Annotated in this window: 23 protein-coding genes; 11 read left to right on the top strand and 12 right to left on the bottom strand. The window is 71.5% G+C overall.

The annotated features are described in order from the left end of the window. Positions 1-31 precede the first annotated feature (31 nt). Positions 32-1,417, bottom strand: coding sequence for a xylulokinase (gene xylB / locus AB0F88_RS26945; protein WP_362689675.1), 1,386 nt, complete (start codon positions 1,415-1,417; stop codon positions 32-34). Next, positions 1,414-2,565, bottom strand: a complete 1,152-nt coding sequence (gene xylA, locus AB0F88_RS26940) for a xylose isomerase (RefSeq protein ID WP_362689672.1) — start codon at positions 2,563-2,565, stop codon at positions 1,414-1,416. Before xylA ends, xylB begins: the two co-directional genes overlap by 4 nt. Before the next feature lie 78 nt (positions 2,566-2,643). Between xylA and AB0F88_RS26935 the strand changes: the two genes are divergently transcribed. Beyond that, a complete protein-coding gene (locus tag AB0F88_RS26935; protein WP_362689669.1) occupies positions 2,644-3,795 on the top strand; it encodes an ROK family transcriptional regulator in 1,152 nt (383 codons plus the stop codon). A gap of 157 nt (positions 3,796-3,952) precedes the next feature. On the opposite strand, the gene AB0F88_RS26930 is transcribed toward AB0F88_RS26935, so the two are convergent. Further along, entirely contained in the window at positions 3,953-4,402 is a 450-nt protein-coding gene (locus AB0F88_RS26930) for an NUDIX domain-containing protein (RefSeq protein WP_362689666.1), read from the bottom strand. 255 nt (positions 4,403-4,657) lie between these two features. On the opposite strand from AB0F88_RS26930, the gene AB0F88_RS26925 reads away from it, so the two are divergent. Genes AB0F88_RS26925 through AB0F88_RS26915 form a run of 3 tightly spaced genes read left to right on the top strand, consistent with a single transcriptional unit; the run spans position 4,658 to position 6,122 of the window. Beyond that, positions 4,658-5,533, top strand: coding sequence for a hypothetical protein (locus tag AB0F88_RS26925; protein WP_362689663.1), 876 nt, complete (start codon positions 4,658-4,660; stop codon positions 5,531-5,533). A gap of 48 nt (positions 5,534-5,581) precedes the next feature. Next, positions 5,582-5,791 carry a hypothetical protein gene (locus tag AB0F88_RS26920; RefSeq protein WP_362689660.1) on the top strand — a complete coding sequence of 70 codons (210 nt, stop codon included), beginning with the start codon at positions 5,582-5,584 and terminating at the stop codon, positions 5,789-5,791. A 22-nt stretch (positions 5,792-5,813) separates the two neighbouring features. Continuing rightward, positions 5,814-6,122 carry a 4a-hydroxytetrahydrobiopterin dehydratase gene (locus AB0F88_RS26915; protein WP_362689657.1) on the top strand — a complete coding sequence of 103 codons (309 nt, stop codon included), beginning with the start codon at positions 5,814-5,816 and terminating at the stop codon, positions 6,120-6,122. A 71-nt stretch (positions 6,123-6,193) separates the two neighbouring features. Here AB0F88_RS26915 and AB0F88_RS26910 read toward each other — a convergent pair whose 3' ends face one another. Continuing rightward, positions 6,194-6,646 carry a MarR family transcriptional regulator gene (locus tag AB0F88_RS26910; protein ID WP_362689654.1) on the bottom strand — a complete coding sequence of 151 codons (453 nt, stop codon included), beginning with the start codon at positions 6,644-6,646 and terminating at the stop codon, positions 6,194-6,196. Positions 6,647-6,718: 72 nt separating this feature from the next. Between AB0F88_RS26910 and AB0F88_RS26905 the strand changes: the two genes are divergently transcribed. Next, on the top strand, positions 6,719-7,228 hold the full coding sequence (locus tag AB0F88_RS26905; protein WP_362689651.1) for a VOC family protein: 510 nt from the start codon (positions 6,719-6,721) through the stop codon (positions 7,226-7,228). A 231-nt stretch (positions 7,229-7,459) separates the two neighbouring features. On the opposite strand, the gene AB0F88_RS26900 is transcribed toward AB0F88_RS26905, so the two are convergent. Both AB0F88_RS26900 and AB0F88_RS26895 read right to left on the bottom strand, forming a co-directional pair. Beyond that, entirely contained in the window at positions 7,460-8,431 is a 972-nt protein-coding gene (locus tag AB0F88_RS26900; protein ID WP_362690452.1) for an asparaginase, read from the bottom strand. Between the two features lie 177 nt (positions 8,432-8,608). Next, positions 8,609-9,469 (bottom strand): hypothetical protein, encoded by an 861-nt coding sequence (locus AB0F88_RS26895; protein ID WP_362689648.1) that lies wholly within the window; start codon positions 9,467-9,469, stop codon positions 8,609-8,611. A 337-nt stretch (positions 9,470-9,806) separates the two neighbouring features. Here AB0F88_RS26895 and AB0F88_RS26890 point away from each other — a divergent pair, with 337 nt between their 5' ends. From AB0F88_RS26890 to AB0F88_RS26875, 4 genes are all read left to right on the top strand, one after another. Continuing rightward, a complete protein-coding gene (locus tag AB0F88_RS26890; RefSeq protein WP_362689646.1) occupies positions 9,807-11,045 on the top strand; it encodes a histidine kinase in 1,239 nt (412 codons plus the stop codon). Further along, positions 11,036-11,677 carry a response regulator transcription factor gene (locus AB0F88_RS26885; protein WP_362689643.1) on the top strand — a complete coding sequence of 214 codons (642 nt, stop codon included), beginning with the start codon at positions 11,036-11,038 and terminating at the stop codon, positions 11,675-11,677. Before AB0F88_RS26890 ends, AB0F88_RS26885 begins: the two co-directional genes overlap by 10 nt. Positions 11,678-11,683: 6 nt before the next feature. Further along, entirely contained in the window at positions 11,684-12,487 is an 804-nt protein-coding gene (locus tag AB0F88_RS26880; protein ID WP_362689641.1) for a hypothetical protein, read from the top strand. A 155-nt stretch (positions 12,488-12,642) separates the two neighbouring features. Continuing rightward, positions 12,643-13,272: a TetR/AcrR family transcriptional regulator gene (locus AB0F88_RS26875; RefSeq protein ID WP_362689638.1), complete on the top strand. Its 630-nt coding sequence runs from the start codon at positions 12,643-12,645 to the stop codon at positions 13,270-13,272. A 91-nt stretch (positions 13,273-13,363) separates the two neighbouring features. Here AB0F88_RS26875 and AB0F88_RS26870 read toward each other — a convergent pair whose 3' ends face one another. The 3 genes from AB0F88_RS26870 to AB0F88_RS26860 are packed head-to-tail and all read right to left on the bottom strand — an operon-like array spanning position 13,364 to position 16,532. Next, positions 13,364-14,023 carry a response regulator transcription factor gene (locus AB0F88_RS26870; protein WP_362689635.1) on the bottom strand — a complete coding sequence of 220 codons (660 nt, stop codon included), beginning with the start codon at positions 14,021-14,023 and terminating at the stop codon, positions 13,364-13,366. Beyond that, positions 14,020-15,096, bottom strand: coding sequence for a histidine kinase (locus AB0F88_RS26865; protein WP_362689632.1), 1,077 nt, complete (start codon positions 15,094-15,096; stop codon positions 14,020-14,022). Before AB0F88_RS26865 ends, AB0F88_RS26870 begins: the two co-directional genes overlap by 4 nt. After that, complete coding sequence (locus AB0F88_RS26860; protein ID WP_362689629.1) at positions 15,093-16,532, bottom strand: serine hydrolase domain-containing protein; 1,440 nt, start codon at positions 16,530-16,532, stop codon at positions 15,093-15,095. The genes AB0F88_RS26865 and AB0F88_RS26860 overlap by 4 nt, the downstream gene beginning before the upstream one ends. 335 nt (positions 16,533-16,867) lie before the next feature. On the opposite strand from AB0F88_RS26860, the gene AB0F88_RS26855 reads away from it, so the two are divergent. Beyond that, positions 16,868-19,279 carry a GH1 family beta-glucosidase gene (locus AB0F88_RS26855; RefSeq protein WP_362689626.1) on the top strand — a complete coding sequence of 804 codons (2,412 nt, stop codon included), beginning with the start codon at positions 16,868-16,870 and terminating at the stop codon, positions 19,277-19,279. Positions 19,280-19,603: 324 nt separating this feature from the next. Here AB0F88_RS26855 and AB0F88_RS26850 read toward each other — a convergent pair whose 3' ends face one another. Beyond that, positions 19,604-20,122: a hypothetical protein gene (locus AB0F88_RS26850; protein ID WP_362689623.1), complete on the bottom strand. Its 519-nt coding sequence runs from the start codon at positions 20,120-20,122 to the stop codon at positions 19,604-19,606. A 275-nt stretch (positions 20,123-20,397) separates the two neighbouring features. Then, complete coding sequence (locus tag AB0F88_RS26845; protein ID WP_362689620.1) at positions 20,398-21,342, bottom strand: helix-turn-helix domain-containing protein; 945 nt, start codon at positions 21,340-21,342, stop codon at positions 20,398-20,400. 101 nt (positions 21,343-21,443) lie between these two features. Between AB0F88_RS26845 and AB0F88_RS26840 the strand changes: the two genes are divergently transcribed. Beyond that, entirely contained in the window at positions 21,444-22,898 is a 1,455-nt protein-coding gene (locus tag AB0F88_RS26840; RefSeq protein WP_362689617.1) for an MFS transporter, read from the top strand. A gap of 255 nt (positions 22,899-23,153) precedes the next feature. Here AB0F88_RS26840 and AB0F88_RS26835 read toward each other — a convergent pair whose 3' ends face one another. Beyond that, the gene (locus tag AB0F88_RS26835) at positions 23,154-24,344 is read right to left on the bottom strand and encodes a transposase (protein WP_362690449.1); all 1,191 of its coding nucleotides are present in this window, start codon (positions 24,342-24,344) and stop codon (positions 23,154-23,156) included. Between the last annotated feature and the right edge of the window lie 203 nt (positions 24,345-24,547).

The following is a 24,547-nucleotide window of genomic DNA, read 5'->3' as shown; positions in this document are numbered from 1 at the left end:
CGGCGGGGGCGCGCGCCGGGGCGGCCGCGGCTCAGCGGAGGCCGCGGACCTCGGCGTAGCGGGCCCTGACCTCCGGTGCGGGATCGGCCTCGTAGTGCTCGGCCTTGCCCGCCTCCCACTCCGGGGGCTCAGCGTCGCCGCCGAGCAGCCAGGCCGCCTGCCTCGCCGCCCCGTCGGCGACGTACTCGCCGGGCTCGGGAACGACCACCGGCCGCCCGAAGACCGCGGGGGCGATCCGCCGTACGGCCTCCGACCTGGCGCCTCCCCCGATGAGCAGCACCCTGGCCGGGTCGAGCCCGAGCGCGTCGAAGGCGTCGGCGAGGTGGCAGAGCATGCCCTCCACCGCCGCCCTGGCGAGGTGCGCCGGGGTGGAGGTGGCGAGCGTCAGCCCGTGCAGCGAGCCCGTGGCGGTGGGCAGGTTCGGGGTGCGCTCGCCCTCCAGGTACGGGACGTGGACGAGCCCTCCGGCCCCCGAGGGCGCCTGCAGGGCCAGCCTGCCGAGCTCGTCGAGACCGACCCCGAGCACCCGCGCGGCGGCGTCGAGCACCCTGGCCGCGTTGAGCGTGGCCACCAGCGGGAGGAACCGCCCCGTGGCGTCCGCGAACCCGGCCACGGAACCGGTCGGGTCCGCGCTCGGACCGGCGGCGACCGCGAAGGCCGTCCCCGACGTCCCGATCGACACGACCACGTCCCCGGGCAGGGCGCCGACCCCGAGGGCCGCCGCCATGTTGTCGCCCGTGCCCGGCGCGAGCCGAACCGCGCCCGCGCCGGAGACGCCGGCTGCGGGCCGCACCTCGCCCGCGGAGTCACGGGGACCCAGCACCTCGGGGAGCCCGGGTACGGCGCCGAAGGCCGTCCGGAGGAGGTCGGTCCGGTAGGCCCCGGTCGCGGGCGACCAGTACCCGGTGCCCGACGCGTCGCCCCTGTCGGTGACGAACTCCCCGCCCAGCCGCCAGGTGAGCCAGTCGTGCGGCAGGCACACCCTCGCCGTGCGGCGGGCGGAGTCGGGCTCGTGCTCCGCGAGCCAGCGGAGCTTGGTCACCGTGAACGACGCGACCGGCACGCTGCCGACCGCCTCGGCCCAGACCTCGGGACCGCCCAGTTCCTTCACCAGGTCGGCGGCGGCTCCGGCGGAACGGGTGTCGTTCCACAGCAGCGCCTTCCTGACGACGTCGCCGGACTCGTCCAGGCAGACCATGCCGTGCTGCTGCGCGCCGACGCTCATCGCCTCGACGCCGTCCAGCCCGCCCGCCTGCGCGATCGCCTCCTGCAGCGCGTCCCACCAGGCTCCGGGGTCGACCTCGGTGCCCTCGGGGTGGGTCGCGCGCCCCTGGCGGACCAGGGCGCCCGTGCGGGCGTCCCTGATCACCACCTTGCAGCTCTGGGTCGACGAGTCGACCCCGGCCACCAGCGTCATCCGCGGACTCCGAGGAGGTAGTCCATGGCGAGCTGGTTGAGGCGCGTGAAGTGGAAGCCGCGCGCGGCCACCGCGTCGAGGTCGAACTCGTCGCGGTTCAGGTCGGCGATCGTCTCGCCGGGGGCGAGCGTGGGCTCGGAGAGCTCGGCGACCCTGCTCGCGGCGAGCGCCTCGGCGACCTCGGGGTCGGCGCGGAACGCCGCGACCTTCTCCTTCAGGATCAGGTACGTGCGCATGTTGGCCGCGGCCGAGACCCAGACGTCCTCGGAGTCCTCGGTGCGCAGCGGCTTGTAGTCGAAGTGCCTGGGGCCGTCGTAGCCGCCGTTCTCCAGCAGGTCGACCAGGAAGAAGGCGTTCTTCACGTCGCCGTGGCCGAAGATCAGGTCCTGGTCGTAGCGGGGGCCGTGCTGGCCGTTCAGGTCGATGTGGAAGAGCTTGCCGTGCCAGAGCGCCTGCGCGATGCCGTGCGCGAAGTTGAGCCCGGCCATCTCCTCGTGGCCCACCTCGGGGTTGAGGCCGACGCGCTCGGAGTGCTCCAGCTCGTTGATGAACGCGAGCGCGTGGCCGATGGTCGGGAGGAGAATGTCGCCCCGGGGCTCGTTCGGCTTGGGCTCGATGGCGAACCTGATGTCGTAGCCCTGCTCGATCACGTACGAGGTGAGCAGGTCCATGCCCTCCTTGTAGCGGCTGAGCGCGGCCCTGATGTCCTTGGCGGCCCCGGACTCCGCCCCCTCGCGCCCGCCCCAGCAGACGTAGGTGGTCGCGCCGAGCTCGGCGGCCAGGTCCACGTTGCGGATGACCTTGCGCAGCGCGTAGCGGCGGACGTCGCGGTCGTTGCTGGTGAACCCGCCGTCCTTGAAGACGGGGTGGGTGAACAGGTTCGTGGTGGCCATCGGGACCTTGAGCCCGGTCTCGGCCAGCGCCTTCTTGAAGTTGGCGATGGCCCTGTCACGGTCGGACTCTACGGCGAGCAGGTCGTCGTCGTGGAAGGTGACGCCGTACGCGCCGAGCTCCGCGAGCCGGTGGACGCTCTCCACCGGGTCCAGCGGGGCCCGTGAGGCGTCCCCGAAGGGGTCGCGGGCCTGCCAGCCGACGGTCCACAACCCGAAAGTGAAACGGTCTTCGGGCTTGGGGGTGTAGGCGCTCATCTGCGTTCCTCCGATTTAATCCACTTTATGGACTTAATATGGATCGAGGTGGTGGGATCGTCAAGAGGTGGGTGTTCCATGACACAGGCCGTACGCCACAATTCGATGCGCGCCCGCAACCTCGGTGTGGTCCTCGGCGAGGTCCGCAGGAGCGGCCCGGTCACCCGGGCGGCGCTGGCCGAGATCACCGGACTGACCAAGACGACGGTGTCGAAGATGGTCGGCGACCTGATCGAGGCGGGCATGGTCACCGAGTCGGGCGCGCTCAGGGACGGCGAGCGGGGGCGGCCCGGCACGGCCGTCGCGCTCAGCGGGCGGCGGGTCGCCGCGCTCGGCCTGGAGATCAACGTCGACTACCTGTCCGCCTGCGTGGTCGACCTCACCCTGGCGGTGCGGCTCAGATATACACAGGCTGTGGACAACCGTACGTCCTCGCCTGTGGAAACCCTGTCCCACCTGGAAGAACTCGCCCACAGGGCTGTGGACGAAGCGCGCGGGGAGGGCCTCTCCGTCGCCGGATCGACCCTCGCGGTGCCCGGCCCCGTGGACGGCGGGCTGGTCCACACGGCCCCCAACCTCGGCTGGCACGACGTCCGCGTCTCCGACCTGCTGGACTTCCCCGTCGAGGTGGACAACGAGGCCAACCTCGCGGCCCTGGGCGAGCTGTGGTTCGGCTCCGTCCCCGGCGACTTCCTGCACGTGTCGGGGGAGATCGGCATCGGCGCGGGCCTGGTGGTCGGCGGCACCCTGTTCCGCGGCGCCCGCGGCCTCGCCGGGGAGCTGGGACACGTGGTCGTCTCCCCCGACGGCCCGGCCTGCCGCTGCGGCGGCCGGGGCTGCCTGGAGCAGTACGCCGGGCAGGACGCGCTGCTGAGGGCCGCCGGGCTGGCCGGGGTTCCCGACGGGGTGGCCACGCTGCTCGCACGCCTCCACGCGGGCGATCGGGACTCGCTGGAGGCCTGCGAGCGCGCCGGTCAGGCACTCGGCGTCGCCCTCACCTCCGCGGTGCACCTGATGGACCCGGGGACCATCGTGCTGGGCGGGGTCTTCGCCCCGCTGTTCCCGTGGATCCGGGGTCCGGCGCACGAGACGATGGCCTCCCGGCTGGGCGTGATGCGCCGGGCCGTCCCCGAACTGACCGTCTCACGGCTCGGCGGCGACGCCGCGACCCTGGGCGCCGCCGGGCAGGTCATCCACCGGGTCATCGCCGACCCCTGGAGCCACCTGTAGACGGCGCGGGCCTGACCGCGACGTCCACGCTTCACGGTAAGGATGCTCTTGCCCGGCTTCTTCCCTCGTCGCTCATCCGCCGCTCCCCTTCGTGCCTCACTCCGGTCACCGGCGCGTCCTCACGGTGAGGCTTCAGGCACAGATCACGGGCGTGTTCTTACGAGGGCCAACCGTGTGTGCCGATGCCGACGCCCGTGCGGTAGAGCTCGACCCCGGCGGTTGTGTACGGCACGGTGTCGTCCGGCAGCACGTCGATGGGAACCCATTCGACCTTGGCACACTTGCCCGGTTCGGCGTTGACCACTTCGCCGCCCCAAGTCTCGGTGACGAAGAAGAACCCGACCCGGGGCCGCCCCTCCGGGGACAGATGATGGACCACCGTGGCCGGCCGCAGGGCGTCCGGAGCGATGACGACACCGGCCTCCTCACGAGCCTCGCGGATCGCGCAGTCGATCACGGTCTCGCCGGGGTCGAGATGACCCGACGGCAGGCAGTACAGACCGTCGGCGTAACCGGTGCCTTGACGCAGGCACAGCAGAATGTGGTCGTCGCGTTCCAGGATCACGTGCACATCGACGGTGACCTGCTGACGCTGTGTCGTCGTCATGGAGGCGGGGGCCTTTCCCGGCGTGGGCGTGACGCCCGTGACGATAGTTGAAGGATGTGATCGGCAAGGACCGAAGCGGCGTCTTGCGGTGATAAGTGCCCGGTGTCGACCCGGTGGAAGGCGAACCCGTCGGTGGCCAGGGTGCCGCTCAGCTCTTCGTACAAGGCGGCCTCGGCAAGACTGGAACCTTCGTGCTCGAAGCGTGAGTGCGCCCCCGGACCAGGGCGGGCCGAATCTCAGTGACCAAGTGGTGATATGGCACGCCAGCTCATCCGCGCCGCCGGCCATAGCCATGGATCCGTCGACTCCCTGGCCAGGCAAATTCGCGACTGGGAGAGAGGAAAGCACTTTCCCCGCGACTGGACCACCGCCTACGCGACAGCCTTCGGCACCTCCAAAGACGAACTCTTCGACACGGAAGAGCAGGAGCGACGCGACAACACGGAAAATGATCTCAGTACCATCGATATCACTCCTTATCCACCTCGCCAGGGTCCTGTAGCTCCGGAGCTCGTCATGTATTTCCTTGAACAGCTTCCTGGCCACTACAAAGCCGACATATGGCTCGGCCCTCGCCATCTCATCCCAACCGTCACGACTCAGGCACAGCTCATCAAGGAACTCGCCCATGCGGCTGACGCGCCTGTGCGTCGTGGCCTATTGGGTGCCGGCGTCGCGTACGCGGCACTGCTCGGCTGGCTGCACCAGGATGCCGGGGACATCAATCGTTCAGAGGGCTGGCGGTCCATCGCACTGGACATGGCCCATCGGTCTCAGGACCCGCAACTCATCAGTTATGCCCTCACCAACAAAGCCATGCTCGCGATTGACATGGGCGACGGGCGCACCGTTGTCGACTACGCCGAAGCCGCCCTGAATGATGAGAGCAAGCTGTGCCCGAAGGTGCGAATACTCGCTCTGGTCCACCAAGCGCACGGCCAGTCGATGATGCCGACCAAAAACAAGGAACTGGTCGATCGGCTGCTGGATCGAGCGGCCGAACTCGTGGATCAGGTCGATGACGAGCACCCCTGGGGCAATGCCTGCCGTCGCACCCTTAAATACATAGACGTCCAGCGGGCGACCGCCTATCTCCGGCTGGGCGTTTACCGGGAGGCCACCGCACTCTGAGATGAAATTCTCGGCAACGCGCCGGAGAGGGCACGGCGCGACAACGGGGTGTTCTGGGTACGTCAAGCGAGCGCTCTGGCAGCAGTTCCCGAACCGGAACGAGTCGTCCAGATCGTCTCGGCCACCGCGGCGATCGTCGAGGGGACGGGATCGGCCCGGCTGCGTAAGGAACTGAAGGAAATCCCTCGTCGAGCAACCGCATGGGCGAACACCTCGTCCGGCAGGGAAGTGGATGAGATCCTTTCCCAGTTCAACTGACCGCGACGACGCGGAGATGCCGATGCCCACTCAGCCGTTGTCCGAGGAGCAGATCGTCGCTCATCTGGCTGAGCTACCGGGATGGGAACGTGACGGGCAGGCCATAACCCGGACGTTCAAGCATGCCTACCACGAGTGCGTACACCTGGCCATGTACGTCGCGGCCAAGGCTCGCGAGGTCGGCCATCACCCTGACATCCACATCACCTGGCAGCGGATCCGGTTCGCGATCACCACTCACGACGCCGGAGACCGCCTCACCGTCAAGGACTTCGAACTCGCCCGCCACATTGACGCGATCGCCACCGGCCACGGCGCAGAAGCGATCTGACCGCGCGTCTGGAGCAAGGGCCGGTCAGCACCCTCCGTGCCCGCCCTGTGGGCGTGTCCCCCGGAGTTCGGTCACGGGGGCTTCGGGGTGGGGAGGAGGGCGGCGCAGATCTCGGTCAGCTGACGGAGCTGGTCGGGGGTCAGGCGGTCGAACACGGCCTGGCGTACGGCCTCGACGTGGCCGGGGGCGGCGGCGGTGAGGACCGCGAGGCCCTCGTCGGTGAGGATCGCCCAGCTCACGCGCTTGTCCGCGGCGCACGGCTCGCGCCGCACCCAGCCGCGTTCCTCCAGCCGCTTCACCGCGTGCGACAGGCGGCTCTGCGAGGAGTTGACCTCCGCCGCCAGCTCGCTCATCCGCATCGTGCGCCCGGGCGCCTCGGAGAGCTTCACCAGCACGGCGTAGTAGGCGTGCGGCATGCCGGAGTCCCGCTGCAGCTGCCGGTCCAGCTCCTCCTGGACGAGCTGCGAGGCGGCCAGGAACGCGCGCCAGGTGTGTTGCTCGTCATCGTCCAGCCATCGCGTCACGGGCCCAGCTTAGTTGAACTCTCAAGCATTCGGAGGTAATGTACTTGAGAGTTCAAGTTTTTAGGAGGAACCATGCCGGTCCAGCGGCTCAACCACGCCGTTCTCTTCGTACGCGACGTGGAGCGCAGCGTCGCCTTCTACCGGGAGGCCCTCGGCTTCAGGATGGTCATGGGCATGCCGGGCGCCGCGTTCCTCCAGGCCTCGGGGTCCAGCAACGACCACGACCTCGGTCTCTTCGAGATCGGCGCGCAGGCGGGTCCCTCGGAGGCCGGGCGCTCGGCCGTCGGCCTCTACCACCTGGCCTGGGAGGTCGACACCCTCGCGGAGCTGGAGCGGATCGCCCTCAAGCTCGGCGAGCTCGACGCCCTCGTCGGCGCCTCCGACCACTCCACCACCAAGGCCCTGTACGCCAAGGACCCCGACGGGCTGGAGTTCGAGGTCTCCTGGCTGGTCCCCGCCGACCTGCTCACCGAGGAGGTGCTGAACGGGCGCTCCGGCATCAAGCCCCTCGACATCGCCAAGGAGAAGGAGCGGTACGGCGCCGAGACCCGCGGCGGCCTCGGGGTCTCGATCCCCGTCTGATCGTTCCCGGCGTCCGGCTCGTCCGGTCACCCCGCCACCCGGTGTGCCACGACGGGCCGGCGGAGGACCCGGACGGGGAAGAGGGGGGTGATCCGGCGAAGGCCTCCCCAGCCCTTCGCCGGATCACGGACTCCACCGACGTGCCCGCAAAGCTGGGGGATACTCCCCCTTCCCCGGTTTTTACCTATCCGTAAATCGTCTCGCGGCGCGCCAGGACCCGCCGGGCCGGCGTCAGAGCCTGTCGAACCAGTCGCGTACGGCGTCGATCCCGCCGGTCCCGAGGGCGACCATCAGCGCGCACCGCGCCTTCGAGGGCGCCAGCCCCCGGGCCCCGATCGCACCGACACTCGCGGAGAGCCCCGCGCCGAAGCGCGTCCCGTCGAGCGGGGCCGCGCCGGTACGGCACCTCGACGCGACGACCACCGGGATCCCCCACTCCGTCAGCTCGGCGATCGCCACGAAGAGCCCGACCGGCACGTTGCCCATGCCGGTCGCCTCCAGCACGACGCCCTGGGCCCCGGCGTCCACGACGGCGGTGAGCAGCACGGGTTCGATCCCCGGATAGGTCTTGATCAGAGCGACGTCCGACGCCGGGTCCCCCCCGAAAGCGGGCGGCCGGGGCGGCGGGGCGGACATCGTCTCGACCCGGCCGCCGGTCACCCGGCCCAGCACGGCGAAGGGGGCCGACGAGAACGCCGCGACGCTCGTGGCGTCGACCTTGGCGACCCAGCGGGCCGCGTGGACCTCGTCGTTGACGCACACGACGGCCCCGGCACCGCGCAGCGCGCCGTCGGCGGCCACCACGAGCGCGGAGGCGAGGTTGCGCGGGCCGTCCGAGGACAGCTCGTCCAGGGAGCGGACCGCGCCGGTCAGCACGATGGTGCCGCGCTCCGCCGCCCGGCCCGCGAGGAGGTCCACGAGGTACGCCGTCTCCTCGATCGTGTCGGTGCCGTGAGTGATCACGACGCCGTCGAATCCGCGGTCCAGGATGGCCGAGCGCGCCCTGCGAGCCAGTTCCAGCATGGTCGAGGGCGACATGTCCCAGCTGGGCTCCGCCATCACGTCCTCGGCCACCACGTCCACCGCGTCCGCCGCGATCGTGCCGGGCGGGAGCGCCCTCAGGAGTTCGGCCCCCGACGCGACTCCCGGGCGGCCCGGGGTGTAGGAGTGGGCGATGGCGTCACCGGTCGCCAGCAGCAGCACGCGTTTCAAGGAGACGCTCCCTTCCGTTGGCCGCTTTCAGGCCTCCCCTATTTATAACCCATGACTAACCCCATTGGGGTTATCTAAGGATCGAAGCGGACCGGAGCGGGCCGGAGCAGCCTCCGGTCAGGAGCAGCCTCCGGTCAGGAGCAGCCTTCAATCAGGAGCGGCCTCCGGTCAGGAGCGCCGGCGCCGTTCGGGGTCTGGGACGCGTGACAGCTCTCCGGCGAGCCCGGCTCCGGGGTCGGCGAGCCCGTCGCTCCGGAACAGCGCGTGGGCCGCCTCCCGCGTCCCGTCGTCCCGTCGCGCCCTGGCCACGAACTCCTCGGGTGTCCGCCCGAACAGGCGCCGCAGCTTCGCGGAGCGCGCCAGCAGGTGCCCGATCAGCTCCGGCTGGGGAGCGAGCCGCAGCGGCTCGCCCTCCTCGTCCACCAGGCATCCGTGCCTGCCCGCGTAGACGTGGCACGACGGAAGGACCTCCCCTGAGGAGAGGCACACCGGGAATGAGCTCGGGGGCAGCGGGAGCCGGAGGTAGTTCGGCTCGGTCGCGTCCAGCGCGGCGAGCTGGGCGTCGTCCACCCACACGACGAACAGGAGCGACGCCCCCGCCACCCTGACGGGCGCGGCGGGCAGGTAGGCGTTCCGGCTGACGTGCGCCGACACCCCCGGGGCGACGCCGTGCACGGTGGCCGGGGTCAGCGGGACGACGGGCCGGATCCCGGCAGTGGTGAACTTGCGGTGCAGCTGGCCCGGCGCGGCGTTGGACCCCACCGCGACCACGGGGTGGCGGGACTCCATCGGACCCGCGCCGAGGCTCGCCAGGTGGTCGGCGAGCCGCACGACCCGGCTCCCGGACCGGACCCGCCGGTCGCCGAGGGCACCGGCCTCCTCCGACATCGGCAGGAAACGGCCGTCGGCCAGCAGGCCGGCTCCCGAGGGGAGGCGGCCCGGGTAGGTCAGGGGCTCGGACATCGGGTCGTCGGCGAGAAGCCGGGAAGGATCGGCGGCGCCGGGGAGGCCGGAAAGCACGGGAAGCACGGGAGGCACAGGGAGCACGGGGAGCATGGGTGAACCTGGAACTGCGGAGGGGACGGGGGTACGGGGAGGCCGGAGGGTGAGGCCCGGCCGGAAGGCGGCCGGTCCGTCACCCCGCCCGCGCCATGCCGTTCGGCATACTCGCGGAGACCATCCTTCAAGGTTAGGTGAAGCCGACAAATGATGTCTTTACCCTCCGAAGAGGGCTAACCGTACGACCGTGACGCCAGATACCCCGTGAGGAGAACCCCGGCCCGGCGGTGAAGGTGGGGTTTGCCCTACCTTTTTCCGGGATACCTCGCCCCTGTGCCCCGGCCGCGGCGGTCCTTACGGTGGTCACATGACCGGCATCGAGATGACCACCCCTTGGGAGAGGATCAGCGCCCACTGGTCCGCGCGGGCCTGGCTCCGCACCGCGCACCTGGTGATCGGCGTGCCGATCGCCCTGCTGGGCACGGCGGTGATCTCGGCGCTGGTGATGGCGTCGTTGCTGCTGATGTGGACCGTGGTGGTCCCGGTGATCGCGCTGCTGCTGTTCTTCGTGGTCGTCCGGCTGCTCACCCTGGTGCAGCGGTCCCGGTTCGCCGCCTTCCTCGACGTCGACATCCCGCCGGTCGCGCGCCGCCCCATGAGCATGAACCCGTTCAGGCGGCTGCTCCAGGAGGCCAGGACGCGGAGCACCTGGCGCCGGCTCGGGTACCACCTGCTGACCCCGCTGATCAGCGGCATCGGCGCCGTCTCGGTCGTCGGGGCGTGGGCGGGCGGCCTGGTGACCGCCGCGCTCGCCGTGCGGTACTGGGCGATGGAGGAGAGCTGGCCGAGCGTGGCGTTCGTCCTCGTCTCGGGGACCCTGTTCGTCGCGGCCCCCTGGGTCGCCCGCGGGTTCGCCGTACTGGACGTGATCGCCGCCGAGGCCCTGCTCGGCCCCAGCCTGAGCGACCAGCTGGTCCAGCGGGTCGAGACGTTGCGGGAGAGCCGCGCCGAGGTGGTCGACGCCGCGGACGCCGAGCGCCGCCGCATCGAGCGGGATCTGCACGACGGCACCCAGCAGCGGCTGGTGTCGCTGGCGATGAACCTGGGCATGGCCCGCGCCACCCTCACCGACCTGCCGGAACCCGCCCGCGAGGTGATCGTGCAGGCACACGAGGAGGCGAAGCAGGCCCTGAAGGAGCTGCGCGACTTCGTCCGGGGGCTGCACCCGGCCGTACTCAACGACCAGGGCCTGGACGCGGCCCTGTCCGGCCTGGCCGCGCGGGCGCCGTTCCCCGTACGGCTGAGCGTCGACATCTTCGAGCGGGTCTCCCCCACGGTCGAGGCGGTGGCGTTCTTCGTCGTGTCCGAGGCGCTGACCAACATCACCAAGCACGCGGGGGCGTCCGGCGCCGAAGTCGTCGTCGACCGCCTCGGCGACCGCCTCCACGTGGCCGTCAGCGACGACGGCCGCGGCGGCGCGGACCCGGACCGGGGGACCGGCCTGCGCGGCCTGTCCCGCCGGGTCGGCTCCGTGGACGGCATCCTGTACGTCGACAGCCCGCTCGGCGGGCCGACGACGATCAGAGTGGAGCTGCCGTGCGCGTAGTGCTCGCCGAGGACTCCGTACTCCTGCGAGAGGGACTCGTCCGCCTGCTCGGCTCGGCGGGCATCGAGGTCGTGGCCGCCGTGTCCGACGCGGAGGGGCTGCTGCGCGCCGTGGACGAACACGTCCCCGACCTCGTCGTCACCGACGTGCGGATGCCCCCCTCGCACACCGACGAGGGCCTGCGCGCGGCGCTCGTCCTGCGCCGCCAGCGGCCGACGCTCGCGATCCTCGTGCTCTCCCAGTACGTCGAGGAGCGCTACGCCACCCAGCTGCTGTCCACCGCCACCAGCGGGATCGGCTACCTGCTCAAGGACCGGGTGGCCGACGTCGAGGAGTTCCTCGACGCGCTGCGCCGGATCGCCGCCGGAGGCACCGCCCTGGATCCCGAGGTGGTCGCCCAGCTGCTGCTGCGCCGGCACAGCGACCCGCTGGACCGGCTGACCCGCCGGGAACACGAGGTGCTCGCGCTGATCGCGGAGGGCCGCTCCAACACCGGGATCGCCGAGGCCCTGGTGGTGTCCGAGAGCGCGGTCGGCAAGCACATCAACAACATCTTCACCAAGCTCGACCTCTCCGGCGCCGACAAGGACCATCGCCGGGTGCTCGCCGTCCTGCGATTCCTGAAGGTTTGAGAGAGCATGCCGACACGAAACAACGCCCGCACCGCCTGGCTGATCACCGGTGGGACGCTCACCACGCTCACCGTGGCCTTCACCGCCCTGGCGGCGTGGGCCGAGATCATGGCGGTCCCCCCGACCTCCGAGATCATGACGCAGTCCTGGGCGCTCACCTCGCCGAAGATCGTCGTGGAGGCCGCCGGCCACGTCAACATCTCGGTCGTGCCGGGCGCGGCGAAGCGGCTGGGCCTGGAACGGACGCTCTTCTGGACCCGGGACCGGCCCGTGGTCACCGAGGAGTGGGACGGGCGGACACTCGAACTCGACGTCCGCTGCCCCGGCGGCGAACCTCCCGGCGGCCCCGCCTGCCAGGCCGACTACATCCTGAGCGTGCCCGCGGCCACCGGCGTCGAGGCGGCGTCCCGCCGCTTCGGAAACGTCTCGGTGAGCGGGATCCACGGCGACCTGCGCCTCTCCACCGCCATGGGCGACGTGGTCGCGGACGGCACGAGGGGCGCGCTGCTGGTGCGGGTGCAGACGGGGAACGTGATCGGCACCGGCCTCGGGTCCGCCGGGGCCGACGTCGAGACCGGTACGGGAAACGTCGACCTGAGGTTCGCGGTCCCGCCGGGCGACGTCAGCGCCGTGGTGAGGGCGGCCGGGGACGTGAAGGTCAGGGTGCCGGACGGCGAGGAGTACAAGGAGGGCTACGACGTGCGGACCAACACCGGGAACGCGACCGTCGACGTGCGGCGCGACCCGGCCGCCCCACGGCGGATCACCACCCTGACCGGGGCGGGCGAGCTGAGCGTCCTTCCGTCCTGACCCGTGGTCTGTCCCGTCCTGACCCGTGGTCTGCCGTCCCACGAATCCCGCGCCTCCCTCCCGGCGCGGGCGGGGCGGAGCGTCGCACACAGGTTTGACCAGGTCAAGACCAATGCCAGGGCGTCTCCACCCGTACGGAGGACTTGAATCGAGTCATGATTCCCGCCGACGACCCGCAGAGCCGAGCGGTCATCGACATCGCGGCACGGCTCTTCGCGGCGTTCGGTCACGACGGCACGTCACTGCAGGCGATAGCGGAGGCGGCCGGGCAGGACCTGAGGCGGGTGCAACAGCGGTTCGGCGACAAACACGATCTCTACCTCGCCGTCATCGACCACGCCGGCCGGGCGGAACGGGCCCTCGTGGAGGACGTGCTCAGCGCGCTCCCCGCCGCCGGCCCCGAGGAATTCGCCGCCGTCATGTACGAGCTCTCCGAGCGCTACCTGGAGTTCTGCCTCGACAATCCGCAGATCCCCGCGCTGTGGATGCACCGCTGGCTCGGCGACGCCGCCGATCTTCCCGACCTGGAGCAGATCTACTCGATCCCTCTCATCAATCTCACCCGCGACGCGATGCGCTCCGCCGCCAGGGCCGGGCTGATCGACGACCAGGTGGACCTGAGCCTGCTGCTGCGCACGCTGATCTGGAGCGTGTACGGGTTCCTGCACGGCGAGGCGATCGCCGAGGCGGAACACTCCGTCTCCACCGACCCGGGGGCGCGGCAACGCCTCCTGGCCCATCACCGCCAGCTGCTCGACCGCATGCTGAAACTCCCCGGAGCCTGAGAACGGCCTTCGAGAGATCTTCTCCGGCCCCGGAGAACGGCGTGCCCGCCGGATCCGTGCCGTCCCGGGAGGCGGGGCCGCCGGACGGCACTCAGGCGTCCCCCGGCACCAGACCCGCCTCGTAGGCGATGATCGCCGCCTGGACGCGGTTGTTCAGGCCGAGCCGGAGCAGGATGGCGCTGACATGGGATTTGACGGTGCCCTGCGAGAGGAACAGCTCGCGGCCGATGTCCTGGTTGGACATGCCCCGGCCGACGAGGGCCAGCACCTCGCGCTCCCGCGCGGTCAGCGACCTCACATGCTCGCGTGCCACTCCCGCCCTGGAGAGCCTCCCCCCGCCCAACCGCGCGATGACCTTCCGCGCGATCCTCGGCGACAGGTACGCCGCGCCGTCGGCGACCGCGCGCACCCCCATGATCAGTTCGCGGGGGTCCGCGGCTTTCAGCAGGAAGCCGCGGACCCCCTCGTCGAGCGCCCGGGAGACGTACTCGTCCTCGTCGAACGTGGTTAGCATGACGACCGCGACCTCCGGCATGGCGACACGCAACTCGGCCGCGGCGGACAGGCCGTCGAGGTGGGGCATCCGGATGTCCAGCAGCGCGATGTCCGGCCGGTGCGCGCGCACCAGCTCGACCGCCTCGCGCCCGTCGGCGGCCTCGGCGACCACCTCGACGCCCTCGTCGGTGGCGAGGATCGCCTTCACCCCCGCTCGGATCATGGCCTCGTCGTCGGCCAGCACTATCCGGATCATCGGCTTCCCTCGTCTCCTCTTCCGCCGGGCGGGGCCTCTCCCTCGTCGAGGGCCCGGCCGGGCAGGAACCCCTCCCGGCCGGACGGGAACCGCGCCGTCACGGTGAACCCGCCGTCATGGGGGCCGGCCCGCAGGGTGCCTCCGAGCAGCCGCACCCGCTCGCGCAGACCAGCGATCCCGCTCCCCGCACTCGCCGGAACCGGAGCCGGGCTCGGTTTCGGAGCCGAGCCCGGCACCGGCACGGCACGGGCGGTGGAGTTGGACACGGTGACGGTGACCGCGTCGCCGGCCCGTTCGACGCGGACGAGCACGTCCGCGCCCGGGGCGTGGCGGGCGGCGTTGGTCAGCGACTCGCGCACCACCCGGTGCGCGGCCCTGTCCGCCAGCGGCGGCAGGGGCGCCCACTCGCCGGCGCGGTCGAGGGTGACCGTCATCCCGGCGCCGCGCGCGCGGTCCACCAGCGCCTCGATGGACTCGTCCGGCGGCTCGGTGGAGACGCCGCCGGTCTCGCGCAGCACCCCGAGGGTGTGGCGGAGCCGGTCGGTCGCGGTGACCGCGGAGGCCCGCAGCTGGGCCGCCGCCTCCCGGTTCCGCGGGGTCATGTCGGCGGCCAGCTCCAGGGCTCCGGCACGCAGCGCGATGAGTGCCAGTTCGTGGCCGAGCGAGTCGTGCATGTCCTCGGCGATACGGGCGCGCTCACGAAGGGTGACGCGCTCGGCGATGAACTCCCGCTCCCGTCCGAGCCGGGCGACCCGCTCCCGGCCCGCCTCCAGCAGGTCGGCCTGCTGCCGCTGGAAACAGCCCGCCAGCCACGGCAGCACCACGAAGAGGCCGAGGACCGCCAGCGCGCCGACAGCGGTCGCGAGGTCCGGCACGGCGTAGAGGGCCCCGGACGTCGCGAGAACGGCCAGGAGCAGCCAGCCTCGCCGTACGGGCAGACGACGTCCGTGCAGGTAGGCGGCCACGGCCAGTACCACGAAGAGAAGCTGCCGCCACAGCGGGATGCTGTCGAGGTGCAACCCGCTGATCAGAGCGGATCCCGCGATCACCGCCAGTGCCACGCTGTTTCTCACCGGGCCGACCCTACCGACCGCAGTCTCGCCAGCCGCGTCGCGGCCGTGACGACCCCCGCCACGGCCGCGACCGCGAAGGTGATCGTCATCGGTGCGGCGAAGTAGGTGAGCTGCTCCCAGGTGACCGTCCGGCCGTTCATGAGAAAGGAGATCAGCAGCGGATACACGGCGAGCAGCGCGACCGGCAGCAGCGACGGCGCCAGTCGCAGCCCGATCCGCCAGGCGGGACTCCCCGCCCTCCGGCTCGCCCAGCGGCGGGAGCGCAGCACGCCGAGCACGCCCAGGCCCGCCGCGGCCAGCGCGATCAGTCCTAGGACCAGTTCGAACCCCTGCCGGCCGCCGCCCGGCACGTCGGGCGTGCCGCCCCGGCTCATCGCGACGAGGCCGGTGAGCACGTCGTAGGTGTCGTCGTAGAGGGCGGCACCGTTGGTCATGACCGCGAAGCCGTACCCCGTATCCGGGGCGATCGCCTCCACGGCGGTGTAGGTGAACAGATTGCCCGAGTGCACGAGCAGCCTGGCGCCGCCCACGCTCTCCTCACCCCAGCCCATGCCGTAGTCGCGTACCGCGGACGGCGTGTGCATGGTCCTCAGGCTTCCCGGCGTCACCAGTTGCCTCCCGCCGCCGGTCTGGCTGATCAGCCATCTGCCCATGTCGGCCGCGTTGGTGACGACGCCACCGCCACCGCCGTCGCGGAAGCCGGGCATCTCGGGGCGCGCCACCCAGGCGCCGTACACCGAGTTGAATCCCTCGGACGGCCTGACGACGCGGTCCCCGACGGCGCTGCCCGTCATGCCGAGCGGGCCGAAGACACGCTGCTCCATGTAGTCGCCGAAGCTGCGTCCGCCGACGACCTCGACCAGCCTGGCGGCCACGTCGTAGTTGACGTTGCAGTACTCCCAGCGCGTACCGGGGTCGGCGGCCAGCGTGCCGGTGCCCAGCGCGGACACGTAGCCGGCGAGCGACGTGGCCGCCCGCGTCGCGCCGATGTCGACGGTGGTGTCGGACAGCCCCGACGTCTGGTTGAGCAGCTGCCGCACGGTGATCCCGGCGGCGCGCCGATCGGCCATGCGAAACTCCGGCAGCCGCCCGGCGACCGGCTCGTCCAGCGAGATCCTGCCGTCGTCGACCAGCGTCATGACGGCCATGGCGGTGAACGACTTGCTGACCGAGGCGACACGCATCGGGGTTCTCTCGGTAACCAGTTCGCCGCCCGACTGGCGCCCGTACCCACCGGCGTGCACGACCTTGCCCTTGTGGGTGACGACGACGGACATGCCCGGCAGGCCGGTGGACTCCATGGTCCTGTCGAGGTAGGCGTCGACGGCGGCCGGGGTCAGCCCGGTGGCGGGTGACGCGGCGAGCGCGGCGGGAGCCGTGACGAGGGCCGCGACCAGACCGGCCGCCGCCGCCAGGCGGATGAGCTTGTGTTTCATAGGAAGAACCTAGAAATCCCAGGTCCCGGAAAGATCCGACGATCGACCACCACCACCCCCGACCAAAGTCTGATTTCCGGGCGGTGTGGTGGGCCGGTGTGGAGGAGGCCGGCCGGCTCCCCGTCCCCGCTGTCGGTGGCATCGGTTACTGTGGCGTCGATCATGAACGCGGGCAGGGTGGGAGCGTGCCCACGCGGGTCGGGAAATCCTCTCGACGCCAGGCCGCGACCGGCCCATGATGTCGGTGGGACACTTCCACCGACCGGGACGACGGCGACCCCGCCACCGCCCCGCGCGTCCTGGCAGTCGCGAGAACCGACGGGGGTTTTCGAAGGATGACCGCAACGACCATCTCGGCCCGGGGCGAGACCCTGGCCTTTCCCGAGGGCTTCGTCTGGGGTGCCGCCACCGCCTCGTACCAGATCGAGGGCGCGGCGCGAGACGGTGGGCGGGGCCCGTCGATCTGGGACACCTTCTCCCACACGCCGGGCAGGACCACCGACGGCCACACCGGCGACGTGGCCTGCGACCACTACCACCGCTACGCCGAAGACGTCCGCATGATGGCGGAGCTGGGCCTCGGCGCCTACCGGTTCTCGGTGGCGTGGCCCAGGATCCAGCCGTCGGGCTCGGGGCCCGCCGTCGCCGCCGGGCTCGACTTCTACGACCGGCTGGTGGACGAGCTGCTGGCGGCCGACATCGCGCCCTACGTGACGCTCTACCACTGGGACCTCCCCCAGGCGCTGGAGGACCTGGGCGGGTGGACCAACCGCGACACGGCCCACCGCTTCGCCGACTTCACACGCGTCGTGCACGACCGGCTCGGCGACCGCGTCGGGACGTGGATGACCGTCAACGAGCCGTGGGTGGCTGCGGTCCTGGGGTACGGCATCGGCATCCACGCGCCGGGCCGGGCCTCGGCGGCGGAGGCCTTCCGCGCCTCCCACCACCTCCTGCTCGCCCACGGCCTGAGCGCCCGGGTGCTGCGCGACGCGGGCGCCCGCGAGATCGCCCTCACCCTGAACCTCACGCCGGTGATGACGCCCGGCCAGCTGAGCGACCCCGACCTCGTCCCGTCCGCCGAGGACGCCGAGGCGGTGAACCGGATCGACTGCCTCATCAACCGGCAGTTCCTCGACCCCGTCCTGCGCGGGAAGCATCCCGACACGGTGCTCGCCATCATGGAGCGCATGGGCGGGACCGGCCACATCCACGACGGCGATCTCGAAACGATCAACCAGCCCATCGACCTGCTCGGGATCAACTACTACACCCCCTGCGTCGTACGGTCCGAGCCGGGCGAGCCGGCCAACGCCGCCTACCCCGGCAGCGAGGGCATCCGGTTCAGCGGAACCCACGCCCCGACGACGGCGATGGGCTGGGCGATCGTGCCGACCGGGCTCTCCCAGCTGCTCACGCGGCTCTCGCGCGACTACCCCGAGGTCGGCCTGCTCGTCACCGAGAACGGCGCCGCGTTCGACGACGTGGTGGCGGGCGACCGCGTGCACGACGCCGACAGGACCGCCTTCTTCGAGGGCCACCTGAGGGCCGCGCACGCCGCGATCGAGGCCGGTGCCGACCTGCGCGGCTTCCTGGTCTGGTCGCTGCTGGACAACTTCGAGTGGGCCGAGGGCTACAACAAGCGCTTCGGGATCGTGCACGTCGACTTCGAGACGCAGCGGCGGCTGCCCAAGGACAGCGCGCTGTGGTACCGCGAGGTGATCCGGCACAACGGGCTGCACCGCGAGCGCGCCAAGCGCCCCACCCTGGAGGCGGTCGCCGCCCGAGCGGGCGTGTCGAGGTCGACCGTCTCCCGGGTGATCAACGGTGAGGGCACGGTCAGCGACGAGTTCCGCGCGATCGTCATGCACGCCGTCAACGAGCTGGGCTACGTCCCCAACTCGGCGGCCCGCAGCCTGGTGACCCGGCGCACCGACTCGATCGCGCTGGTCGTCTCCGGCTCCCCCGCCGGGGTCCGCTCCGACGACCCCCTGTTCTCGGCGACCGTCCGCTCGGCCACCCGGGAGCTGGAGGAGTCGGGCAAGCGCGTCACCCTCATGCTCGCCGACTCGACGGCCGGCCGGCTCCGGGTGGAGCAGTACGCCGCCTCGGGGCACGTGGACGGGGTGGTGCTCGTGTCGGCTCAGGGCGCCGACCCGCTGCCTTCCGCGCTGGCCCGTACGGGCATCCCCGTCGTGTCACTGGGCAGGCCCGCGGTGGCGACGCACTCCGCGTACGCCGACGTCGACAACGCGGGCGGCGCCGCCTCGGTGGTCGGGCACCTGATCGCCAGGGGACGGCGGCGGATCGCCGCGATCGCCGGGCCCCCGGACATGGTCGCCGCGCAGGACCGGCTCAGGGGTTACCGCGAGGCCCTGCGCGACACCGGGCACCGGTCGATCATCGCCGTCGGCGATCTCACCCTCGCCTCGGGCGCGGACGCGATGCGCCAGCTCCTGCGCGACGACCCGGCGCTCGACGCGGTCTTCGCGGCCGGCGACCTGATGGCGATCGGTGCCCTGCGGGTGTTGAGCGAGTCGGGGCGGCGCGTGCCGGACGACGTCGCGATCGCGGGATTCGACGACATCGAGGCCGCCTCCTACGCCGTGCCCGCGCTCACCACGGTGCGCGCGCCCCGGGAGGACCAGGCGCGGGCGGCGGTGCGCCTGCTTCTCCGCCAGATCGACGGCGGTCCCGTGTCCTCGACGATCCTGCCCACGGAGCTCGTCGTCCGGGAGTCCACCTGACGGGGTGACCGCGCGCCTCGACCCGCGGAGAACTCCGCGAAGGCGTGGGCGGAGAACTCCGCGAAGGCTCGGGGGGAGAACCCCACGAAGGCGCGGGCGGAGAACGTGAAGGGCCCGCCGGGGTGACGGCGGGCCCTTCACGTTTCGCGCCCCGGGCGGGGTGAGCCCTACGGTTTCGTCGGCGAGCCCGCCCGCGTCACGGGCCGGCACGCCGTGCCCGCCGCCTCCGGCCCGGGCTCCCGGGTCCTCGGGGATCCGGCCTCCCGGACGCGCTCGTTCACGTCCCTCCCGGGCCGGCGCTCGTTCACGTCCCCCCGGGCCGGCTCAGTCGCGCGCCTTCTTCCCGTCCGCGGTGACCGCGTACCACTCGTCGCCGAAGCCGTCGACATCATGTCCCTTGACGTCGCCGGCCTTGGTGTCCTTGGCGTAGTAGTAGAGGGGATGGCGGTTGTAGGTCACCTGCGTCGTGCCGTCGTCCCGCTCGGTGGTGTCGAGCAGGTCCGCCTTGACGCCCTGGCCCGCTTCGGGCTTCCCGTCCGTGACGTACGGCGGCCACGCCCGCGCGCAGGCGTCGGAACACGACGACTTCCCGTCCTTGTCCTTCTCGAAGAGGTAGAGCGTGCGTCCTCCCTCTCCGACCAGGACCTTTCCGATACTCGTCTCTCCCAGCTCGACCTTGGCCCTGGTCGCCGGCGAGGACGAGGCGGGGGTTTCCGGCGAGGTGGGCGATGCCTTGACCTGGTCCGCGACCATCGGCTCGGTCGTGCTCCCGTCGTCGGCGCCGCCGCATCCGGCTGCGAGCACGCCGAGCGCGAGCACACCGGCATGAAGCAACTTCCTCATCTCCGACCCTCCAGGTAAGCGGTGCCATTACTGCTGGACAGCAGACACGCTGCGGCACCGGTTGGGGGGCACGACACGGATCGCTTGGACATGCCTTTGCCAGCCCTTGCGAGACCCGTCTCACGCCCGGATCCCCTGGGCACCCCGAACCGCCCGGCTCCTGCCCACCCGCGACCGCCCGCGTACGGGGGGGGTGGGGAGCGAGGGCGCCGGGTCACGTCGGGACCGGGCCGGGGACAGGGGCGAGGGGGAGGTGAGGGGGCGGGGCGGGGCGGTCAGCCGGAGTGTCGGAGGGCGGCGCGGGAGCGGCGGCGGTGTGCCCTCTGGCGGCACGCCGTGCCGCAGAACCGGGCGGGGCGGCCGGTGCGCGCGGCACGGATCGGGTCGCCGCACACCTCGCACCGCGAGAGACCCGCGCCGGGACGGCTCTCCTCACGCGCCGGCTCCACGACCCGGGTTTCGTTACGTAGCGGCACCGAAGGCCGGGTTTCGTCACGTGGTGCCGTCGCGGACGGAGTTTCGTTACGCAGGGGCGTCGCGGGCGGGGTTCCGTCACCGCGAACCGCCACACCAGCGCGTCCCGCCGCACCACCGCGAACCGCCGCCGCTCCGCGTCCCACCGCACCACCGCGTTCCACCACGGCACCGCGTCCCACCGCACCACCGCGTTCCACCACGGCACCGCGTCCCACCGCCCGCACGCCGTCCTCCCTCGTCGCGGCGCCGGGTCCGGCCGCCGCCCGCGCGGTGCCGCGGCCGGTCTTCGCCGAGGGGGCGGGTCCCGTCGCGACCGGCGCGGTGTCCGCGCGGGCGTCGTAGCTCGCCCGGGCGGTGGCGATCTCGTTCTGGTGCCGCTCCGTCCAGTCGACGAGCGACTGGATGGTGTCGTGCAGGGTCACGCCGAGGGGCGTGAGCTCGTAGTCGACCCTGGGCGGCACGACGGGGTGCACGGTACGGCGCACCAGCCCGTCCCGTTCCAGATGGCGCAGGGTGACGGTGAGCATGCGCTGGCTGACGCCGTCGATCTCGCGGCTCAGCTCGGTGAAACGGAGGGTGCGGCTGTCGAGGAGCGCGATGACGAGCAGGGACCACTTGTCCGCGACCCGGTCGAGGATCTGGCGGACCTCGCAGTCTTCCCGGGTGTCCCACTGGTGGGCGTCGACGTAGGCGTCGCCGGTATCCGAGCAGCGACTCGGTGACTTCGAAGTGCCTTCTTCCATGGTCATTTATGGTGTCGCATGATGCGACTACTTACAAGAGGGAACCATAACGGCGCGGGAGAACCGGCCGCGGTTCCCGCCTCTCCCCAAGGAGTCGTCTCGTGTCCACACCACTGTCCCCACCGCCGGATCGCATGAGCGGGCGCGCCTGGGGCATGCTGCTCGTGCTGTGCGGCGCGATCTTCCTGGAGGGGATCGACGTGGCGATGCTGAACGTGGCCCTGCCGTCGATCCGCTCCGACCTGGACCTGTCCACCGGTTCGCTGAGCTGGGTGATGAGTTCGTACGTGCTCGGCTACGCCGGTTTCATGCTGCTGGGCGGGCGGGCCGCCGACCTGCTCGGCCGGCGACGGATGTTCCTGGTGTGGCTCGGCGTGTTCATCGTCTTCTCAGGCCTGGGCGGGTTCGCGACCGAGGGATGGACCCTCATCGTCGCCCGTTTCGTGACAGGGGTGGCCGCCGCGTTCATGGCACCCGCCGGGCTGTCCATCATCACGACGAACTTCGCCGAGGGCCCGCGGCGCAACCGCGCGCTCCTGGTCTACGCGGGCACGGCGGCGGCCGGTTTCTCCCTCGGCCTCGTCATCGGCGGCCTGCTGGCCGAGATCAGCTGGCGGTGGGTGTTCTTCGCCCCGGTGATCATGGCTTCCGCGGTCCTCGTCGCCGCGCTCCGCCTCATCCCGGGCGGCGACCGTCCGCATCGTCACGCGCGCGGCTTCGACCTGGCCGGGGCGGTCACCGTGACCGCGGCGATGATGGTGCTGGTGTTCGCGGTCGTCAGGCTGGAGGACCCCGCCGCGGGATGGGGCTGGACGGCCGGAGCTCTCGCCGCCGGGGTCGCGCTGCTCGCCGCCTTCACCGCGATCGAGCGGCGGTCGGCGTCGCCGCTGGTGCGCCTGGGCATCCTCCGCTCGGCTCCGCTGGTACGCGCCAACCTCGGCGCGCTGCTGTTCGGGGGTTCCTTCTTCGGGTTCCAGTTCCTCGTCGTGCTCTACCTCCAGGAACTGCGCGGCTGGTCGTCGTTGCAGGCGGCCCTCGCCCTGCTGGTGGTCAGCATCGACGCCGTGCTGGCGCCCACCCTCACCCCGCGCCTGGTGAACCGCTTCGGCAACGTCCGGGTGATCTTCGGCGGACTGTGCCTCGCCACCGTGGCCTACGCCCTGTTCCTGCCGGTCGGCCTCGACTGGACGTACGCGGCGATGTTCCCGAGCATGATCATTCTTGGCCTCGCCTTCTCCCTGGCGTACGGGCCGCTCACCATCGCCGCGACCGACGGCGTGGCCGAGGAGGAGCAGGGACTCGCCGGTGGGCTGCTGTACACCTCCTTCCAGTTCGGCGCGGCGCTCGGCCTGTCGGCGGTGACCGCCGTGAACGTCGCCGTCACCGGGTCCGGCGGGTCCCCCCTCACCGAGCTCGACGGTTTCCGCGCGGCCCTGGTCATCCCGCTCACGATGGCCGTCATCGCGGCGGCCGTCGTCGCGTCCGGCCTGCGCGGGCGCGGCGGGGCCGGCGCGGAACCCGGCCGAGGGACTCCGGTGCCCGCCGAGTCGCGGTAGACCCTGTCGCGGTAGATCCGGTGCGGGACGGATCCGGTGCGGGACGGATCCGGTGCGCGGTGAATTCGGTGCGGGACGGATCCGGTGCGCGGTGGACCCGATGCGCGGTGGACCCGATGCGTGGTGGTCCCGATGATCTCGGAAGCGGGCCGGCCCCGGCACGTCCTCGTCCTCAGACCTCGCAGGGATGCCTGGCTCCTCAGCCCTCGCAGGGATGTCTGGCCCTGGCCTCGCGCAGCGCGCGGGCCCACCATGTCAGCTGGTCCAGGGTGGTCTTGACGGTGGCGTCGCACTCCGCGTTCGCCCGGGGCCAGCTGCCGTCGGGGGCGAACCGCTCCCATTGACATCCACTCCGCCCTGAAGGACGGAGATTCCGGTCTGCCGCGCGTGCTGCTCCCGGCGGGTTCCTGCTTCTTCGCGCGGTGCCGGAACAACTCCCGGTCCTACCCGTGCTCCACAGTCGTTTAGCCTCTCCGCCTGCCCTGCGGCGAGGATGTTGATCGCTGCGTTGATGTCCCGGTCGTGGGTGACACCACATCCACACCTCCACGATCGGAGGTTCAACGGCATCTTGTCCGCGATGGTGTCGCACGCCGAGCACAGCCTCGACGACGGGAACCACCGGTCGATCTTCCCGACGTACCGGCCATACCTGACGGCCTTGTACTCCAGCATGGCAACGAACTGCGACCATCCGGCGTCGTGAATCGAGGTGGCGAGCTTCGTGCGGGCCAGGCCGGACACGGCAAGGTCTTCCACGTACACCGCTTGGTTGTCGCGGATCAACGCGGTGGAGAGCTTGTGTGCCCAATCCCTGCGGGTATCGGCCACCCGGGCGTGCGCCTTGGCGACCACCTGCTTGGCCTTGGCCCGGTTCGCCGAGCCTTTCTTCGTGCGGCTCAGCGCCCTCTGCGCCCGGCGAAGCTTCTTGGCCGCGCGGCGCAGGAAGCGCGGGTTGTCGATCTTTCGGCCGTCCGACAGCACCGCGAAGTGCGTGAGCCCCAGATCGACGCCCACCTCGGACGCCGACTCCGGTAACGGCTCATCGTTCGTCTCAACGACGAACGACACGAAATATCGGTCGGCGGCGTCCTTGACCACCGTCACCGACGACGGCTCCGACGGCAAAGGACGCGACCAGCGGACCGGCACATCCCCAATCTTCGGCAGGCGTAACTTCCCGCCCGCCGTGACGGCAAAGCGGGCGTTCTTGGTGAACCGGATCGCTTGGCGGGAGTCCTTGCGCGACCGGAACCGGGGCGGGGCGACCTTACGGCCCCTGCGCTTGCCCGACAGCGAGGCGAAGAAGTTGCGGTAGGCCGTGTTCAGATCGGCGAGCGCCTGCTGAAGGATCACCACTGAGACCTCGCCCAGCCATGTCCGCTCCGGCATCTGCTTGGCCTGCGTGATGATCCGGGACCGGTGCGCGGGGCCCTCGTCCCCGATCGTCCCCGGCCGGCGAACAACGTCCGTTGCCCGCACGGCGCGTGAATCCCCGGACAGCACGAAGCCGGCCCCCTGGGGAGCCGGCCGGGTTCGAGCGTGGGAGACCGATCGGGTCGGTGTCGGGTCGGTGTGCGGGTGGGGGTTAGAAGGCGTCGCCCCAGCGGCCGCAGTCGTCGAACTTGTCGGTGCCCTCGCAGACGCGG

This window comes from Streptosporangium sp. NPDC023963, from assembly GCF_040639135.1.
Lineage (GTDB): Bacteria > Actinomycetota > Actinomycetes > Streptosporangiales > Streptosporangiaceae > Streptosporangium.
The sequence above is the reverse complement of the archived record's forward strand: the minus strand, read 5'-3'. Positions and strand labels throughout refer to the sequence as shown.